Source organism: Pseudomonas sp. S3_B08, from assembly GCF_054667725.1.
Map to the genome: position 1 here is coordinate 2,291,295 of NZ_CP162750.1, position 16,573 is coordinate 2,307,867.

The 16,573-nt window shown below is 61.0% G+C and carries 13 protein-coding genes; 7 read left to right on the top strand and 6 right to left on the bottom strand.

Going from position 1 to position 16,573, the window contains the following annotated elements; translation table 11 throughout:
- Window positions 1-14: 14 nt before the first annotated feature.
- Window positions 15-1,721, bottom strand: coding sequence for a ShlB/FhaC/HecB family hemolysin secretion/activation protein (locus tag AB4N73_RS10330; RefSeq protein WP_460143386.1), 1,707 nt, complete (start codon window positions 1,719-1,721; stop codon window positions 15-17).
- 223 nt (window positions 1,722-1,944) lie between these two features.
- On the opposite strand from AB4N73_RS10330, the gene AB4N73_RS10335 reads away from it, so the two are divergent.
- Both AB4N73_RS10335 and AB4N73_RS10340 read left to right on the top strand, forming a co-directional pair.
- Entirely contained in the window at window positions 1,945-2,763 is an 819-nt protein-coding gene (locus tag AB4N73_RS10335) for an alpha/beta fold hydrolase (protein ID WP_150741022.1), read from the top strand.
- A gap of 115 nt (window positions 2,764-2,878) precedes the next feature.
- Window positions 2,879-3,502 (top strand): glutathione S-transferase family protein, encoded by a 624-nt coding sequence (locus AB4N73_RS10340; protein ID WP_305380948.1) that lies wholly within the window; start codon window positions 2,879-2,881, stop codon window positions 3,500-3,502.
- Between the two features lie 12 nt (window positions 3,503-3,514).
- Here the strand turns inward: AB4N73_RS10340 and ptrR are convergent, their stop codons facing one another.
- A complete protein-coding gene (gene ptrR, locus AB4N73_RS10345) occupies window positions 3,515-4,393 on the bottom strand; it encodes a putrescine utilization regulator PtrR (RefSeq protein WP_110645669.1) in 879 nt (292 codons plus the stop codon).
- A gap of 104 nt (window positions 4,394-4,497) precedes the next feature.
- On the opposite strand from ptrR, the gene AB4N73_RS10350 reads away from it, so the two are divergent.
- Window positions 4,498-5,889 (top strand): aldehyde dehydrogenase family protein, encoded by a 1,392-nt coding sequence (locus AB4N73_RS10350; RefSeq protein ID WP_236168674.1) that lies wholly within the window; start codon window positions 4,498-4,500, stop codon window positions 5,887-5,889.
- Window positions 5,890-6,141: 252 nt separating this feature from the next.
- On the opposite strand, the gene AB4N73_RS10355 is transcribed toward AB4N73_RS10350, so the two are convergent.
- Window positions 6,142-7,311: a DUF1624 domain-containing protein gene (locus AB4N73_RS10355; protein ID WP_252876465.1), complete on the bottom strand. Its 1,170-nt coding sequence runs from the start codon at window positions 7,309-7,311 to the stop codon at window positions 6,142-6,144.
- A gap of 170 nt (window positions 7,312-7,481) precedes the next feature.
- On the opposite strand from AB4N73_RS10355, the gene AB4N73_RS10360 reads away from it, so the two are divergent.
- Together AB4N73_RS10360 and AB4N73_RS10365 are read left to right on the top strand one after the other, a co-directional pair.
- Entirely contained in the window at window positions 7,482-8,078 is a 597-nt protein-coding gene (locus AB4N73_RS10360) for a paraquat-inducible protein A (protein WP_122698064.1), read from the top strand.
- Window positions 8,075-8,761, top strand: a complete 687-nt coding sequence (locus AB4N73_RS10365; protein ID WP_460143387.1) for a paraquat-inducible protein A — start codon at window positions 8,075-8,077, stop codon at window positions 8,759-8,761. The genes AB4N73_RS10360 and AB4N73_RS10365 overlap by 4 nt, the downstream gene beginning before the upstream one ends.
- Here AB4N73_RS10365 and ydiJ read toward each other — a convergent pair.
- The gene (gene ydiJ, locus AB4N73_RS10370; RefSeq protein ID WP_460143388.1) at window positions 8,694-11,720 is read right to left on the bottom strand and encodes a D-2-hydroxyglutarate dehydrogenase YdiJ; all 3,027 of its coding nucleotides are present in this window, start codon (window positions 11,718-11,720) and stop codon (window positions 8,694-8,696) included. The two genes, AB4N73_RS10365 and ydiJ, sit on opposite strands and share 68 nt — an antisense overlap.
- A 157-nt stretch (window positions 11,721-11,877) precedes the next feature.
- On the opposite strand from ydiJ, the gene AB4N73_RS10375 reads away from it, so the two are divergent.
- On the top strand, window positions 11,878-12,762 hold the full coding sequence (locus AB4N73_RS10375) for a LysR substrate-binding domain-containing protein (RefSeq protein WP_041480772.1): 885 nt from the start codon (window positions 11,878-11,880) through the stop codon (window positions 12,760-12,762).
- 102 nt (window positions 12,763-12,864) lie between these two features.
- Here AB4N73_RS10375 and AB4N73_RS10380 read toward each other — a convergent pair whose 3' ends face one another.
- The gene (locus AB4N73_RS10380; protein ID WP_056789296.1) at window positions 12,865-14,139 is read right to left on the bottom strand and encodes a glucarate dehydratase family protein; all 1,275 of its coding nucleotides are present in this window, start codon (window positions 14,137-14,139) and stop codon (window positions 12,865-12,867) included.
- A gap of 30 nt (window positions 14,140-14,169) precedes the next feature.
- Entirely contained in the window at window positions 14,170-15,537 is a 1,368-nt protein-coding gene (locus tag AB4N73_RS10385; protein WP_041480776.1) for an MFS transporter, read from the bottom strand.
- Between the two features lie 119 nt (window positions 15,538-15,656).
- On the opposite strand from AB4N73_RS10385, the gene AB4N73_RS10390 reads away from it, so the two are divergent.
- Entirely contained in the window at window positions 15,657-16,556 is a 900-nt protein-coding gene (locus tag AB4N73_RS10390; RefSeq protein WP_056789291.1) for a LysR family transcriptional regulator, read from the top strand.
- Window positions 16,557-16,573: the final 17 nt, after the last annotated feature.

Genomic DNA, 16,573 nt, shown 5'->3' on the forward strand with positions numbered 1-16,573 from the left:
GAAGCGGGCAAAAATTAAATGAAGAAATCCAGGCGGAAATAGATCGGCGCTTCACGCTCGGTCAGCGCGTACGGTCGTTCCAGGGAATGCGCGAAAGTCACGCTGGCGGCCACATGCTGACCACGTGCGAACAGCTCCAGCGAGTTGCTCGACATGCGTCCGTGCTGATCGCCGTTGTAGCGATCGCCGCGAATTACGCCTTGGTCGTAACCGAGGCTGGTGCCGTACTCGGCGAACACCGGTTGCAGCCATTCGGCAGTCACCGGGCGGCTCCAGCGCAGGTCGTTGCGCCAGTAACCACCGCTGTCGCCAGACAGCGATTGATCCTTGTAGCCACGGATCGACGCCGAGCCGCCGAGGCTCGTGCGTTGTGGGCTGAACAGCACATCTTCGCTGCGCTGGCCGGTCATCAGGCTGCTGAAGCTGAAGGATTCACCGAGCAATTTGAACGGCTGCAAATAGCTCAGGGTTGCGGTGTATTTGCGGTAGCGTGCGTCCGGCTCGCCAGGACCGGGATCGTGACTGCCCTGCGCATCGAAAGCGCCGATGCCCTCCTGCACGCCAGCATCGAAGTTGACGAACGCGCTGCCGACACGACGGCCGTGGTTGAAGCCGAATTGCGCTTCGCTGATGCGATTGCTGCTCAGTTTGAGTTTGCTGTCTTCGATGAAGTTGTTGCTGCGCAGGTACGAAAGTCCCGCACTGAGGGAGGTCTTGCTGACCGCGTCGCGATGGATCACGCGTTCGGCGCGCAACTGATGGTTTTCGCTGTCGCCGGTCTGCTTGAAGTTGTAGCCGTTGGCGGCAATCTGCGAGCGGTACTCGCTCTGGCTGTAGGTGTAACTGAACGTCCACCAGCCCCACGGCAGACTGTAATTGAGCATGGCGTTGTTGGAGGTGTGCTGGTGATCGGTCATCGCATCGTGGCCGCCGCGCAGGCTCAATTGGTCAGCCAGCCCCAGCGGGCTGTCCCAGTCGAACGACGTGCCCCACTGCTGCTCGCCGGTGCTGCGTTGGCCATCGTTGCTGCGCGACAGGCCGGCGCGCCAAGGTTTCTGCGGCGTGTTGGTGACGCGCACTTCACTGCCGCCGACATTCTGCCCCGGCGCCAGCTCCATTTTGGCCTGGTTGGACGGCAGGCGATTGAGCTGGTCGACCATTTGCTCGATCTCGCGCAGGTTGACCAGTTCACCGCTTTTGCCGGGAAAGGCCATGGCCAGTTCGCGATCCGAGAGCCGGCTGTTTTCTGCGCCTTTCATGCCTTCGAGTTTGCCTTCGACCACCAGCACTTTCAGGTGTCCGGCGGACAGATCCTGTTGCGGCAGATACGCACGACTGGTGACCAGACCTTTTTCGATGTAGTGATCGGTGATGACTTTGAGCAGCTCGTTGAGCTGCGGCACGCCGAGGCATTCGCCGATATAAGGCTTGAGCAGCCGCGTCTTCTCACGCTCCGAGAGGCTGTCGGCGCCCTTGAGCTCGATGTCCTTGATGGTGAAGCAGCGCGTATCGACGGGGGTTGTCGGTTGCGCCGGTTTGGCGTCTTTGCCGGGCAGATCCTTGAGTTCTTCGAGGCGCCGCTGCTGCTCTTCGAGCAAGCGGCTCTGACGTTCGCGGATCAGGTCGGTTTCACCAGGAGTGGGCGCGGCCCAGGCAGATTCAAGCGGAGAAAGGCAAAGCAGCGCCAGGCACAACCGCGCCGTGAAGGCGGGTGAAAACATGTTCGATCCCTCGACATAAAAAGTGACATCAAAATAGTGGCGCGATATTAGAGGGCCATCATTTTGACGTCAAACTTAAGTTTGTTCCGCTCATCGGGATTTGCCGCGCTTTCATATGGGTGAAACCAGCACCTGCGTACAAGTGGCGGGCGCGTTTTGCGCGGATAGTGGCCGTTGCCCATTCGGCATCTATTCTTGCCACACACGATCACAAGGAGTTTGCATGAGCACCTTCAAGACCCAAGACGGCACCGAGATCTATTACAAGGACTGGGGCAGCGGCAAGCCCGTGCTGTTCAGCCACGGCTGGCCGCTGGATGCCGACATGTGGGAATACCAGATGGAGTACCTGAGCAGTCGCGGCTACCGCACCATCGCCTTCGACCGCCGTGGTTTCGGTCGCTCGGAGCAGCCGTGGACCGGCTACGACTACGACACCTTTGCCGATGACATCGCCGGTTTGATCAACCATCTGGACTTGCGCGACGTAACCCTGGTCGGCTTCTCCATGGGTGGCGGCGACGTCAGCCGCTACATCGCCCGCCACGGCAGCGAGCGTGTTGCCGGCCTGGTATTGCTCGGCGCGGTCACGCCGCTGTTCGGCAAGAAAGCCGACTTCGCCGACGGCGTCGACAAATCGGTGTTCGACGGCATCAAGGCCGGCCTGCTGAAGGACCGCGCGCAGTTCATCGCCGACTTCAACGCGCCGTTCTACGGCACCAATCAGGGCCAGAAAGTCTCTGACGGCGTGCTCACGCAAACCCTGAACATCGCGCTGCTGGCGTCGCTCAAGGGCACCGTCGACTGCGTGACCGCGTTCTCGGAAACCGACTTCCGCCCGGATATGGCCAAGATCGATGTGCCGACCCTGGTGATCCATGGTGACGGCGACCAGATCGTGCCGTTCGAAACCACCGGCAAGCAGGCCGCTGCGCAAATCAAAGGCGCTGAGTTGAAGGTTTACGCCGGCGCGCCGCACGGGTTCGCCGTAACCCATGCGCAGGCGTTGAATGAGGATCTGCTGGCGTTCCTCAACCGGTAATCCCGCCCGGCACGCGCCGTATTCAGATGTTGATGAACCAAGGCCCGCGCAATGCGGGCCTTGTGTTTTGCGCTATGGTATTTTTCTGCGTCCACTACCCGGAGAAGGAAATCCCATGCTGCGACTACTCGGCAAAGCCTCATCGATCAACGTGCGCAAAGTGCTGTGGACCTGTGCCGAACTGGACATCCCGTTCGAGCGCGAAGACTGGGGTTCGGGTTTCAAGTCGCCAAACACGCCGGAGTTTCTCGCGCTGAATCCCTGCGCCATGGTGCCGGTGATCCAGGACGGCGATTTCACCTTGTGGGAATCAAACACGATCATTCGTTATCTGGCGACGCGTTACGGCGGCGCGCATTTGTATCCCGCTGAGCCTGTTGCCCGGGCGCGGGTCGATCAGTGGACCGACTGGCAGGCCTCGGAGCTGAATCGCTCGTGGTCGTATCCGCTGATGGCGCTGGTGCGCAAGTCGCCGGACTATCAGGATCGCAATGCCCTGGCCGCCGGCTGCCGGGACTGGACGCGCAACATGCAAATCCTCGATCGCCAACTGGAGAAGACTGGCGCTTACGTCAGTGGCGAGCAGTTTTCCCTGGCGGACATTCCGATCGGGCTGTCAGTGAATCGCTGGTTCGAAACGCCGCTCGATCACGGGAATCTGGCTGCGGTGCGCGCCTATTACGATCGCCTGAATCAGCGCGACGGTTATCGTTTGTACGGGCGCAACGGCACGCCATAAAGACACGCTCGATCAGGCTTGCTCACGCACCACGCCACGCTCTTCAAGCAAGCGCACGAACATGCTCAGACTGCGCGACACGGTGCCCCGTCGCCACACCAGCCAGGTGGTCAGATAGCGGAAGTCCGCCGTCAGCGGCCAGACGCTGACCGTCGCGCTGCCGGGCATGCTCTGCAGCATTTTGCGCGGCATCAGCGCCAGGCCGGCACCGGCGCTGACGCAGGCGAGCATGCCGTGGTAGGACTCCATTTCGAAGATCTTGCCGGGTACGGCAGCGTCAGTGCTGAACCATTTTTCGAAATGATGCCGGTAGGAACAGTTGGAGCGGAAGGCGTAGATATTCTCGCCGTTAACGTCCGCCGCACGTTCGACCGGTGAATGATTGAGCGGCGCGATGACGACCATTTCCTCCTCGAACGCCGGCACCCCTTCCAGGGCCGGATGCAGCACCGGGCCGTCGACAAATGCGGCAGCCAGACGCCCGGACAGCACGCCGTCGATCATCGTCCCCGATGGCCCGGTGGACAGGTCAAGGTCGACCTTCGGGTGCTGCTGGTTGTACGCCGCCAACAGTTCGGGAATACGTACCGCTGCGGTACTTTCCAGCGAGCCCAACGGGAACGCGCCCTGGGGTTCCTCCCCCGCGACCGTAGCGCGGGCTTCCTGCACCAGATCGAGAATACGCCGCGTGTATTCGAGAAAACTCCACCCGGCTGGCGACAGGCGTAGACGGCTTTTCTCGCGGATAAACAGATCAACGCCGAGGTCCTGCTCCAGCTGTTTGATCCGCGTGGTCAGGTTCGACGGCACGCGATGAATCTGCGTGGCGGCGGCGCTGATGCTGCCGTGCTCGGCCACGGCTTTGAAGATTTCCAGTTGCACCAGATCCACAGTCATTCTCCGATCGTGAAAGAAACGATCTCTATTATTCAGTTTCCAGAAAACTAACGCCACCCTACTCTAGGCCCATCCGACGAACCTACAGGACAACGTCAATGAGCCAGATTTCCAGCCAGACCCACGCCATCTCGATCAACCCCGCCACCGGCGAGCAGATCGGGCAATACGCGTTCGAATCCGCCGCTGCCCTTGATGCGGCACTGACTCGCGCTGCCTTCGCTTTTGGCAAGTGGAAGCGCAAGCCGCTGCAGGATCGTTCGCGCCTTTTGACCGCCCTCGCCGGCGCGCTGCGTGAAACCTCAGAAGCGATGGCAACCATGATCACCCAGGAAATGGGCAAGCCGATCGCCCAGGCCCGTGGCGAAATCGAGAAATGCGCCAAGCTCTGCGAGTGGTACGCGGAACACGGCCCGGCCATGCTCGACGCTGAGGCGACCCAGGTTGAAGGCGGCAAAGCGCGTATCGAGTATCGTCCGCTGGGGCCGATTCTGGCGGTGATGCCGTGGAATTTCCCGATCTGGCAAGTGCTGCGCGGCGCGGTGCCGACGTTGATCGCTGGCAACACTTACGTGCTCAAGCATGCGCCGAACGTGATGGGCAGCGCTTACCTGCTGCGCGATGCGTTCGTCCGCGCCGGTTTCCCCGAGGGCGTGTTTGAAGTGATCAACGTCACCCCGGAAGGCGTTTCCAGCGCCATTGCCGATTCGCGCATCGCCGCCGTGACCCTGACTGGCAGCGTCCGCGCCGGCATGGCCATCGGTGCTCAGGCCGGTGCGGCATTGAAGAAATGCGTGCTGGAACTCGGCGGCTCCGATCCGTTCATCGTGCTCAACGATGCTGATCTGGATGAGGCGGTGCACGCGGCGGTGGTCGGTCGTTATCAGAACTCCGGCCAGGTTTGCGCGGCTGCCAAACGTCTGATCATCGAGGAAGGTGTTGTCGAAGAGTTCACCCGCAAGTTCGTTGAAGCGACACGCCAGTTGAAGGTGGGCGATCCGCTGAATGCGGACACCTATATCGGGCCGATGGCGCGCTTCGATCTGCGTGATGAACTGGATCAGCAAGTGCGTGACACGTTGGAGGAAGGCGCGAAGCTGCTGCTCGGCGGCAGAAAAGCCGAGGGCGCCGGCAACTTCTACGAACCGACCGTACTAGCCGATGTGACCGACCGCATGACTTCGTTCAAGCAAGAGCTGTTTGGCCCGGTCGCTTCGATCATCACCGCCCGCGATTGCGCACACGCCGTGGCCTTGGCCAACGACAGCGATTTCGGCCTGACTGCCACGATCTACACCGCCAACGTCGCGCTGGCCGAGCAACTGACCAGCGAACTGGAAACCGGCGGCGTGTTCATCAACGGCTACTCGGCGAGCGATCCGCGTGTGACCTTCGGCGGCGTGAAAAAAAGCGGCTTCGGTCGTGAGCTGTCGCACTTTGGCGTACGGGAATTCTGCAATGCGCAGACCGTATGGCTGGATCGTAAATAAGCCGGGTGCTGTAAAACCTGTGGGAGCGAGCCTGCTCGCGAAAGCGGTGTATCAAGCGATGAAGATGCCGAATCCACCGGAGCCATCGCTGGCAAGCCAGCTCCCACAAATACTGCGGTGGAAACTGATACAGCAAACACCATAGAACCCTGTGGGAGCTGGCTTGCCAGCGATGGCGGTGCATCAGCCAGCATTTATACCGACTGATTCACCGCTTTCGTGAGCAAGCTCACTCCCACAAGTCCACGCAATTTACAGATATTTCAGCCAGCTGATGTCGCGGCGCCGCGCTTTCAATGCAGAGAACCAGCGCACCGCCGGGAACAGCACCACGGCAAGAACCACCGCCGCCAGCCACACCGCCGTCACCGTCGAAAAGCCGAAATAGCTGCCCTGATTCAGGCCGAACAGCGCCACACCGATCAGGTACAACACCTTCAACACATACAAGTGCAGCAGATAGAAAAACATCGGTGCCGAGCCGAACACCGTCAGCCAGCCAATCCAGCGGCGACTCTGCACGCGCTCAAAGGCGAGCAACAGCAACAGCCCCACGCTCACAGTCAGCGCGATGAACAGCAGCGATGGCGGGTATTTGGTGATGTTGAAAAAGCTCATCAGTGTCTGCACCAGCGAATCGCTGATCGCCCACGGTTTTTCGCCGTAGCCGTTAATCAAGCGCAGCACCACAAATCCCAGCAATCCACCGACCCCGGCAATCAGCAAACGACGCTGACGCACCGCCGCGTCCATGCCGCGAGCAAACCACGGCCCCAGCGCATAGCCCAGGCCGATTACACCAATCCACGGCAGCAGCGGGTACGAGGTGCGCAGGCGCAGGGTTTCGCTGATCTCGATCCAGCCTCGATCATGCAGAATCGCCCAAGGCACATGCAGCGCCGACTCGACCGGGAAATGCAGCGTATCAAGCAAGTTGTGCCCGGCGATGATCGCCACGCTCAGCGTCAGCAGCAGCGCACGTGGCAACCAGACCAGCAGCGCCAGCGCGATCATGCTCAGGCCGATCGCCCAGATCACTTGCAGGTAAATCACGCTCGGCGGCAACTGGAACGTCCAGGCGAAGTTGACCAAGGTGAACTCCAGCGCCACGAGGAACAATCCGCGTTTGAACAGAAATGCGCTGACATCGGCTTTGCCGGCGTATTTTTCGCCGTAGAGCCATGCCGACAAACCGGTCAGCAAGACAAACACCGGCGCACACAGATGCGCCAGAGTGCGGCTGAAAAACAGCGCCGGCTCGGTGCTGGCGATGTCCATCGGATCGGAGACCTGTCGGTGCAACAGGAAGGTTTCACGTACGTGATCGAGCAGCATGAACAGGATCACCAGGCCTCTGAGCGCATCAATGGATAGCAGCCGGCCAGTCGTCAATGGGGCAGAACGGGGAAGCACAGGGGTCATGGGTCTTTCGCAATCCAGAGGAATACCACCGGACAGCCACAACGCCGCCCGCAAATTTCGCGTTACCTTATAACACCAGAAAAACAAAACCCAAACATCCAGCATCGAAGTTGCCCATCAGCGCCAGCCTTCTATAGTGAACAGGTCCGCCCCGCCCTTGAGCGCTGTCCATGGTCAATACCGAACACCTGATCATCTGCGAGCACTGTGATTGTGTGTACGAGAAAGTCGTGCTCGGCAAACACCAGAAAACCCTGTGCGTGCGCTGCGGTGGCGTGCTGCAGCGCTTCAACGGCCTGACCATCGAGCAGCGTCTGGCGCTGACGTTCACGGCGGCGATGCTGTGGCTGTTTGCCAATTTCTACCCGGTGATGAGCATCAGCCTCAAAGGCATGAAAAACAGCGCAACCCTGTGGGATTCGGTGCTTGCTCTGAGTCAGGGGCCGATTACGTTCATTGCAATGGTCGCGGCTATTGCGATCATCATCGCCCCGGCATTTCAGCTGGTGTTGCTGGTCTGGGTGTTGAGTTTTGCCCTCGGCCTGCGTCGGGCACCGGGATTCAACCTGTGCATGCGCTGGCTGGAAACCCTGCGCCCGTGGAGCATGCTCGAAGTGTGTCTGCTGGGGGCGATGGTCGCGGTGTTCAAACTCGCCGGCTTGCTCGATGTGCTGCCCGGGATCGGCCTGTTCGCCCTGGCGGTGCTGAGCCTGATGATGATCCGCATTGCCGGCCGGGACATTCGTGAACTGTGGGACATTTTATGAAGCGTCCACCGACCGCCAGCGAACTCAACCTGTGCCTGTGCCACAGCTGTGGCCTGGCCTGTGACATGACCGACGAGCCACACCAGTGCCCGCGCTGTGATGCGCCGTTGCACCGGCGCAAGACCAATTCGCTGACGCGAACCTGGGCGTACATGCTCGCCGCGCTGGCGTTTTATGTTCCCGCCAATCTGCTGCCGGTGATGAATACGGTGATGCTCGGCAACGGCGCCGACAGCACGATCATGAGTGGCGTGCTGGAGTTCTGGGAAGCCGGGGCGTGGGATATTGCCCTGATCATTTTCATCGCCAGCATCGCGGTGCCGGGAATCAAATTCGTCGCCCTGACCTTGCTGCTCGTCACCGTGCAGCGCAACAGCGACTGGGCGCGCAAGGAGCGTTCCAAGCTGTATCGCTTCGTCGAGCTGATCGGTTACTGGTCGATGCTCGATGTGCTGGTGGTCGCGCTGGTTGCTGCGCTGGTGAAATTCCAGGCGCTGGGCGATATCGAGCCACGACCGGGCATCCTCTTCTTCGGCCTGGTCGTGGTCTTCACCATGCTCGCGGCGATGAGTTTCGACCCGCGCCTGATCTGGGACAAGGACACCAGCGACACGGTCAGCGACGTAGCGTCTCCAGCAGCACCTGCAACGGATGGCGCAGCGCCTGATCCGACTGGCGCTTGACCTGGCTGCGGCAGGAATAGCCGGTCGCCAACGCCTCGCCCTGCTCCGCCGAAGCCTGCACCTGACGCGCCCACGATTGCTCATAAATGACTGCCGAGGTCTGCCGATTACGTGCTTCGTGGCCGTAAGTACCGGACATGCCGCAGCAACCGGTGGCTTGGTTGGCCAGCTTCAGTCCGGCACGTTCGAAGACCTGTTCCCACTGGCGGGTCGCGGCCGGCGCGTTGGTTTTCTCCGTGCAATGGGCGAGCAGACGGAACGCTTTCGGCTGAGCATCAGGCGTCCGTTCTGGCATGACCTTGAGCAACCATTCCTGCACCAGGGCCACTTCAGGACATTCATTCAGGCCCGGTACTTTCAGGTATTCCTGGCGATAGACCAGAGTCATCGCCGGATCCAGCCCCAGCAAAGGCACGCCGGTCTGCGCCAGCGCCTGCAACTGCTCAGCATTACGCAACGCCGCGCGATTGAACGCCGAGAGAAAGCCCTGCACATGCAGCGGTTTGCCATTGGCGCTGAACGGTGCCAGATACACCTGATAACCCAACCGCGAAATCAGCTCGACCAGATCAGCCAGCAGCGGCGCTTCGAAGTAGCGGGTGAAGGCGTCCTGCACGATAACCACGCTGCGTTCGCGTTGCTCTGGGGTCAGCGCCGACAGCGTTGCAACCGTTGCTGGCTGCACCTGCCAACGGCGCATCGCCGCGTGGAAATCGAAGCGGCTGAGCAACGGCACATCGACCATGCCACCGATCCGCGCCAGTGCGCCACGCACCCAGCCGGCGCCCATCACACCGTTGTACAGCGCCGGAATCCGCGCCATATAGGGAATGGTGTATTCCAGCGAGGCAATCAGGTAATCCCGTGCCGGCCGCAGATAACGACTGTGATACAGCTCGAGAAAACGCGAGCGGAATTCCGGCACGTTGACCTTCACCGGGCACTGCCCCGCGCAGGATTTGCAGGCCAGGCAACCGGCCATGGCGTCATACACTTCATGGGAGAAGTCCGCCGACGGATCGCGGCTGTTGCGCCAGCGCTGCCACAGCGAGCGGAAAAAAGCCGGTTTGCGAATCGCATCCGAGAGCACGTCGACGCCCGCCTCGCCCTGCAACCGCAGCCATTCGCGAATCAATGACGCGCGACCCTTGGGCGACTGCGCGCGTTCGCGGGTGGCTTTCCACGACGGGCACATGGCGTCATCAGAATCGAAGTTGTAGCAGGCGCCGTTGCCATTGCAGTGCATGGCGGCGCCGTAGCTTTGCCAGACTTTCTCGTCGATCTGTCGATCCAGCTCGCCGCGCAGGGTCACTTCGTCGATCTTCAGCAGTGCTGCGCCGCTGTTGGCCGGCGTGGCGATTTTGCCCGGATTGAACTGGTTGAATGGGTCGAACGCCGCTTTCAAGGCTTGCAGCGCCGGGTACAACTCGCCGAAGAATGCCGGCGCGTATTCCGAACGCAGGCCCTTGCCATGCTCGCCCCAGAGCAGACCGCCGTAGCGCTGGGTCAGCGCCGCTACGCCATCGGACACCGGACGTACCAGCGCCGCTTGCTGCGGGTCTTTCATGTCGAGAATCGGCCGCACGTGCAGTACGCCGGCGTCGACATGGCCGAACATGCCGTAATGCAAACCGTGGCTGTCGAGCAGGTCGCGCAGCTCGGCGATGTATTCGGCCAAATGCTGCGGCGGCACTGCGGTGTCTTCAACGAACGGCTGCGGGCGGGCTTCGCCGACGACATTGCCGAGCAGGCCCACCGCCCGTTTGCGCATGCCGTAAACCTTGTTCACCGCTGCCTGACCAACCGCCAGCGTATGGCCCAGGCGCTCCACCGTGCGGTCGCGTTGCAGATGTTCGAGGAACGCTTCGACGCGACGCTGCAAATCTTCGGGGTCGTCGCCGCAGAACTCGACCAGGTTGATACCCAGAGTCGGCCGCTCAGCGTTTTCCGGAAAATATTCGGCAACGCCGTGCCAGACGATGTCCTGCATCGCCAGCAGCAAAACCTTGGAATCGACGGTTTCGATCGACAACGGCTTGAGCGCCATCAACGCCCGTGCATCGCGCAAGGCATCCATGAACCCGGCGTAGCGGATATTCACCAGCATCGTGTGCTTGGGAATCGGCAGCACGTTGAGCCGCGCTTCGACGACGAAGCCCAGCGAGCCCTCCGCGCCACACAGCACGCTGTTGAGGTTGAAGCGCTGATCGGCCTCACGCAGGTGCGCCAGGTCATAACCGGTCAGGCAGCGGTTGAGATCGGGGAAGCGTGCCTTGATCAGCTCGCCCTGTTCATCAATGATCTGCCGCGCACAACGATAGACTTCGCCGACCCGATCGTCGCGGGCGCACTGCGTTTCAAGCTCGTCCTCCGTCAGCGGCAGACCGTGCAGACGCTCGCCGCCGCGCAGGATCATCTCCAGTTCCAGCACATGGTCGCGGGTCTTGCCGTAGGTGCAACTGCCTTGGCCACTGGCGTCGGTATTGATCATGCCGCCGACCGTGGCGCGATTGGAGGTCGACAGTTCCGGGGCGAAGAACAGCCCGGCGGATTTCAACGCGGCGTTGAGCTGATCCTTGACCACCCCGGCCTGCACCCGCACCCAGCGCTGTTCAACGTTGATTTCCAGAATGCGGTTCATGTGCCGCGACAGGTCTACAACGATGCCGTCCGTCAGCGATTGGCCATTGGTACCGGTGCCACCGCCACGCGGGGTGATCACCACTTTCTCGTACGCCGGTTCGGCAATCAGCCGTGCGACACGTGCCACATCGTCCGCATCCAGCGGAAACACCGCCGCTTGCGGCAAGCGCTGATAGATCGAGTTGTCGGTCGCGAGCACCACCCGGCTGGCGTAATCAGCGCTGATTTCACCGCGAAAGCCGCTGTCTTTCAGGGCGGCGAGGAATTGTTGGTAATCGCCGGTCAGGGCTTTGGCAGGCGACAGCTGGGCAATCATCGGTCAGGTCATCTCGGTCAAATCGGGCTGTGTGGCGGTGAACAGTTGTGCGCAAGGAATGATTGCGTCAGGCTCCTCCATCTGATTGCGCCCATGTTCATTGCTGGCCAGCCATGGAACAAGCGTAATTTCGACCCGCTATCGATGAGTTTTACGAATGAATCCGCGCACCCTCACACCGTCCATGTCGCTGCTGCTGGCTTTCGAGGCCGCCGCTCGACACGAGAGCTACACCCGCGCCGCCCATGAACTGTCACTGACGCAGAGCGCGGTCAGCCGCCAGGTACAGATTCTCGAGAAGATGCTCGGCATGCGCTTGTTCAGCCGCGAAGGCCGGCAGGTGGTGCTGACGGATGTCGGGCGCATGTATCAGCGCGAACTCAGCGAAGCCCTCGGGCAGATTCGCAGCGCAACCTTGCAGGCAATGGCGTTTGGTTCGGGCATCCACAGCCTGCGCCTGGCGACGCTGCCGACCTTCGGCTCGAAATGGCTGCTTCCACGGCTTAAGGATTTCTACACGGCGCACCCGGGCATGACCGTGCACCTGCACTCGCGGATCGAAACCATCGACTTCGATACCAGCGAAATCGACGCCGCCATCTGCGTCGGCGGCGGAGAATGGCCAGGCCTGACCGCCCTGCCCCTGCACACCGAAGAATTGGTGGCCATTGCCAGCGCGCAGTTGTCGGCACCTGAACGCGACGAAGCTGAGCAGCACATTGCCGGGCAGTTATTGCTCAACGTCAGCAGCAATGCCCAGGCATGGGCGGAATGGTTCAGCCATCATCAACTGCCGCATCGCAGCATGCGGATCGGACCGAGCTTTGAAATGACCTCGCACTTGATCCAGGCGGTACGCGCCAATATCGGTGTTGGCCTGGTGCCGCGAATTCTGGTCGAAGACGAATTGCTCAAGGGCGAATTGCTGCAACTGGGCGAGCCGATTACCAGCCGACGCAGCTATTACCTGGTGTACCCGCCGCGTAATGAGAATTTGCCTTCGTTGAAGGCGTTCAGGGATTGGCTGATTGATACCCTCTGAAGGATCGAGTCGCGGCCATTCGCGAGCAGGCTCGCTCCCACAGGGAAACGTATGTCAAGTGTGGGAGCGAGCCTGCTCGCGAAGAAGCCAGTCGCAACGAACTTAAAACCTCGGCTTGACCGCCCGCCAATCCGCCTTGTACCGCTGCATCTGCCGCACATCATCCCTCTGGCGAATCCCGCACGTCAGGTACTGGTCATGCAGCTTGGCCAGTTGCTCATGGTCCAGTTCCAGCCCCAACCCCGGCGCACGGCTGATCTTCACACAGCCATCGACAATCGGCAGCTTGCCGCCCTTGATCACTTCCTCGTCCGGCTCCTGCCACGGGTAGTGGGTGTCGCAGGCGTAATCCAGATTCGGCACCGCCGCCGCGACGTGCGCCATGGCCATCAGGCTGATGCCCAGGTGCGAGTTGGAATGCATCGACACGCCGAGGCCAAACACATCGCACATTTTCGCCAGCGTCTGCGTATCCCGCAGGCCACCCCAGTAATGGTGGTCGGCGAGGACGATTTGCACGCTGTTCTGCGCAACGCTGCGGCGGAACTCGTCGAAATCGGTGACGACCATATTGGTCGCCAAGGGCAGACCGGTGCGCTTGTGCAGTTCGGCCATGCCATCAAGGCCCGGGGTCGGGTCTTCGTAATACTGCAGATCATCGCCGAGCAGTTCGGCCATGCGAATCGCCGTCTCCAGCGACCAGTTGCCGTTCGGATCGATGCGAAGCGGAAATCCCGGAAAGGCTTTCTTCAGTGCCTTGATGCATGCCACCTCATGCTCCGGCGGCAAGGTGCCGGCCTTGAGCTTGATGCTCTTGAAACCGTACGCCTCGATCATCCGCGCTGCCTGCGCGACGATCTGTTGCTCGCTCAGGGCTTCGCCCCAGTTGTCCGGCTTGTAGGGGGACTCGATATGTTCGGCGTATTTGAAAAACAGGTAGGCGCTGAACGGCACTTCATCGCGGATCGCTCCGCCGAGCAGGTCCACCAGCGGCACGTTCAGGTAGTGCGCCTGCAAATCGAGAAACGCCACTTCGAATGCCGAGTAGGCATTGCTCACCGCTTTGCTGGCGTGGGAACCGGGGGCCAGTTCGGCACCAGCGACGCCGGCGGGTTTATTCGCCGCCACGGTGGCCTGCACGATCGCGCGCAATTGATTGAGGTTGAACGGATCGAGGCCGATCAACTGGCTCTGCAATTGTTGCTGGATCGCCAGCGCCGGGGCATCGCCGTAGCTTTCGCCGAGGCCGATGTAGCCGTTATCACTTTCAATCTCGATGATCGAGCGCAGAGCAAAGGGTTCGTGGATGCCGCTGGCGTTGAGCAGTGGCGGATCGCGAAAGGCAATCGGGGTGACGCTGACACGGGTGATTTTCAAGATAACGCTCCTGACAGATCAACAATCGATTCAGTGGCTCGCAGCCGGACGAGCCGGCGCCACAACGGCGGCTTCGTCACTTGGCTTTGCCGGGGTTTTATCTTTGGCGCCAGGCGCCGTGCGGGCGAAGAAGATCACCACGGCAGCGATCAGCGATGTCGCCGCCAGGCCATAGAGGCCGCCCTCGATGGAGCCGGTGGTTTGTTCGAGAATGCCGAACGCGGTCGGCGCGACGAAGCCGCCAAGGTTGCCGATGGAGTTGATCAGCGCGATCACCGCCGCAGCGATGCGCGCGTCCAGATAGCTTTGCGGAATCGGCCAGAACAGCGCCGACGCTGCTTTGAAACCGATAGCGGCGAAGCAGATGGCGACGAAGGCAAACACCGGCCCGCCAGTGGTCGACATGAACATGCCGATGGCGGCGATCACCAGGGTCAGCGCGACCCAGGCCTGCTGGAATTTCCACTTGCCGGCCAGCGCCGCGAAGCCGTACATGGCGACAATCGAAATGATCCACGGAATGGAGTTGAGCAGCCCGACCTGGAAATCACCGAGGTTGCCCATCTTCTTGATCATGCTCGGTAGCCAGAAGGTTGCGCCGTAGATGGTCAGGGCAATGGAAAAGTAGATGAAGCAGAACAGCGCGATCTGCCGGTCGGCCAACAGCTTGAACATCGACGGCTTGGCGACTTGTACCGCTTCGCGAGCGCGCTGCTCCTCGGCAATCGCCGCGACCAGCGCTTCACGCTCCTCCTCGCTCAGCCACTTGGCTTGGCGCGGGTGCGATTGCAGCCAGAACCAGACGAAAGCACACAGCACCACCGACGCTGCGCCTTCGATCAGAAACATCCACTGCCAGCCGTGCATGCCCAATCCGCTGATATGCAACAGCGCACCGGACACCGGGCCGGAAATGACCGAGGCAATCGCCGAGCCGCTGAGAAACACCGCCATGGTTTTGCCGCGCTCGGACGCCGGCAGCCATTGGGTGAAGTAGTAAATGATTCCCGGGAAGAACCCGGCCTCAGCCGCGCCAAGAATAAAGCGCAGTACGTAGAAACTGGTTTCGCCCTGAACAAAGGCCATGGCCATGGCCGCAGCGCCCCAGGTAAACATGATCCGCGTCAGCCAGACCCGCGCGCCGTAGCGCTGCAACAGCATGTTCGACGGCACTTCGAACAGCGCATAACCGATGAAAAACAGTCCGGCGCCAAGTCCATAAGCCGCTGCGCCAATACCCAGATCGGTCTCCAGATGACTGCGCACGAAACCGATATTGACCCGGTCGATGTAGTTGACGATGAACATCACCACGAACAGCGGCAGTACGTGGCGTTTGACCTTGGCGGCGGCGCGGGCGAGCACCGTGATGTCCGGCGGACTCTGGAGGGTTTTCAAGGGGCGACTCCCGATCTTGTTTTTTTAGGGATGACTTGAAGCAATGAGCCGATCATGGACGTCGTGCATTGATCCCGTCTAATCTAAACAGGCATTCGATTGATACCTGGATTAGATCAATGTTCGAACTCACCCAACTGCGCTGCTTTACCACGGTCGCCACCGAACTCAACTTCCGCCGCGCCGCCGAGCGTCTGAACATGACGCAGCCGCCGCTGAGCCGGCAGATCCAGTTGCTGGAGCATCACCTTGGCGTCGAGCTGTTCACCCGCAGCACACGCAGTGTTGCGCTGACGGCGGCAGGCCGGGCATTTTTCGTTGAAGCGCAGAATCTGCTGGAGCGCGCCCAGCAAGCAGCGATCACCGCACGCCGGTTTGCCGAGGGCGATATTGGTTCGGTAAACATCGCGTTTGTCGGCAGCGCGGTGTATGAGTTTCTGCCCAAGGTGATCGCCGAAGCGCGACTTAAACAGCCCCAGGTGAAAATCGATCTGGCAGAGATGAACACCTATCAACAGCACGAGGCGTTGCGAGCTCGCCGTATCGACCTGGGCATCGCCCGAGCGCCATTGCAGGAACCGGGTTATGCCACCGAATGCCTGGTGCGCGAACCATTTGTGCTGGCAGTGCCCAGCGGGCACAAGTTGGCAAACGCGACTGAAGTGTCTGTCGCCGATCTGGATAAACAACCGTTCCTGATGTACTCCCATGAAGCCTATCCGCCGTTCAACGAACTGTTGACCGGCACGCTACGCTCAGCGCGGGTGGCGCCGGATTACGTGCAGTGGCTGGGCTCGTCGCTGACGATTCTGGCGCTGGTCAACGCTGGCATGGGTCTGGCGCTGGTACCGCGTTGCGCTACCAGCGTGGTGTTCAGGAATGTGGTGTTTCGCGAGATCGATCTGGGCGAAGGGGTGCAAAGCGAACTGCATCTGATCTGGCGGGAGAACAATGACAACCCGGCGTTCGCGATGTTGCTGGAGGCGATTCGCCGGGCGGTGGTGCAGGGTTGGGGCTGAAAATTATTGTGGCAACC

What these genes read in the sequence shown, in the direction of transcription:
- AB4N73_RS10390 (WP_056789291.1), top strand. Translation starts at nt 15,657, where the DNA reads ATGTTCGAACTCACCCAACTGCGCTGCTTTACCACGGTCGCCACCGAA.
- ydiJ (WP_460143388.1), bottom strand. Translation starts at nt 11,720, where the DNA reads ATGATTGCCCAGCTGTCGCCTGCCAAAGCCCTGACCGGCGATTACCAA.
- AB4N73_RS10355 (WP_252876465.1), bottom strand. Translation starts at nt 7,311, where the DNA reads ATGACCCCTGTGCTTCCCCGTTCTGCCCCATTGACGACTGGCCGGCTG.
- AB4N73_RS10340 (WP_305380948.1), top strand. Translation starts at nt 2,879, where the DNA reads ATGCTGCGACTACTCGGCAAAGCCTCATCGATCAACGTGCGCAAAGTG.
- AB4N73_RS10365 (WP_460143387.1), top strand. Translation starts at nt 8,075, where the DNA reads ATGAAGCGTCCACCGACCGCCAGCGAACTCAACCTGTGCCTGTGCCAC.
- AB4N73_RS10330 (WP_460143386.1), bottom strand. Translation starts at nt 1,721, where the DNA reads ATGTTTTCACCCGCCTTCACGGCGCGGTTGTGCCTGGCGCTGCTTTGC.
- AB4N73_RS10350 (WP_236168674.1), top strand. Translation starts at nt 4,498, where the DNA reads ATGAGCCAGATTTCCAGCCAGACCCACGCCATCTCGATCAACCCCGCC.
- AB4N73_RS10335 (WP_150741022.1), top strand. Translation starts at nt 1,945, where the DNA reads ATGAGCACCTTCAAGACCCAAGACGGCACCGAGATCTATTACAAGGAC.
- AB4N73_RS10375 (WP_041480772.1), top strand. Translation starts at nt 11,878, where the DNA reads ATGAATCCGCGCACCCTCACACCGTCCATGTCGCTGCTGCTGGCTTTC.
- AB4N73_RS10360 (WP_122698064.1), top strand. Translation starts at nt 7,482, where the DNA reads ATGGTCAATACCGAACACCTGATCATCTGCGAGCACTGTGATTGTGTG.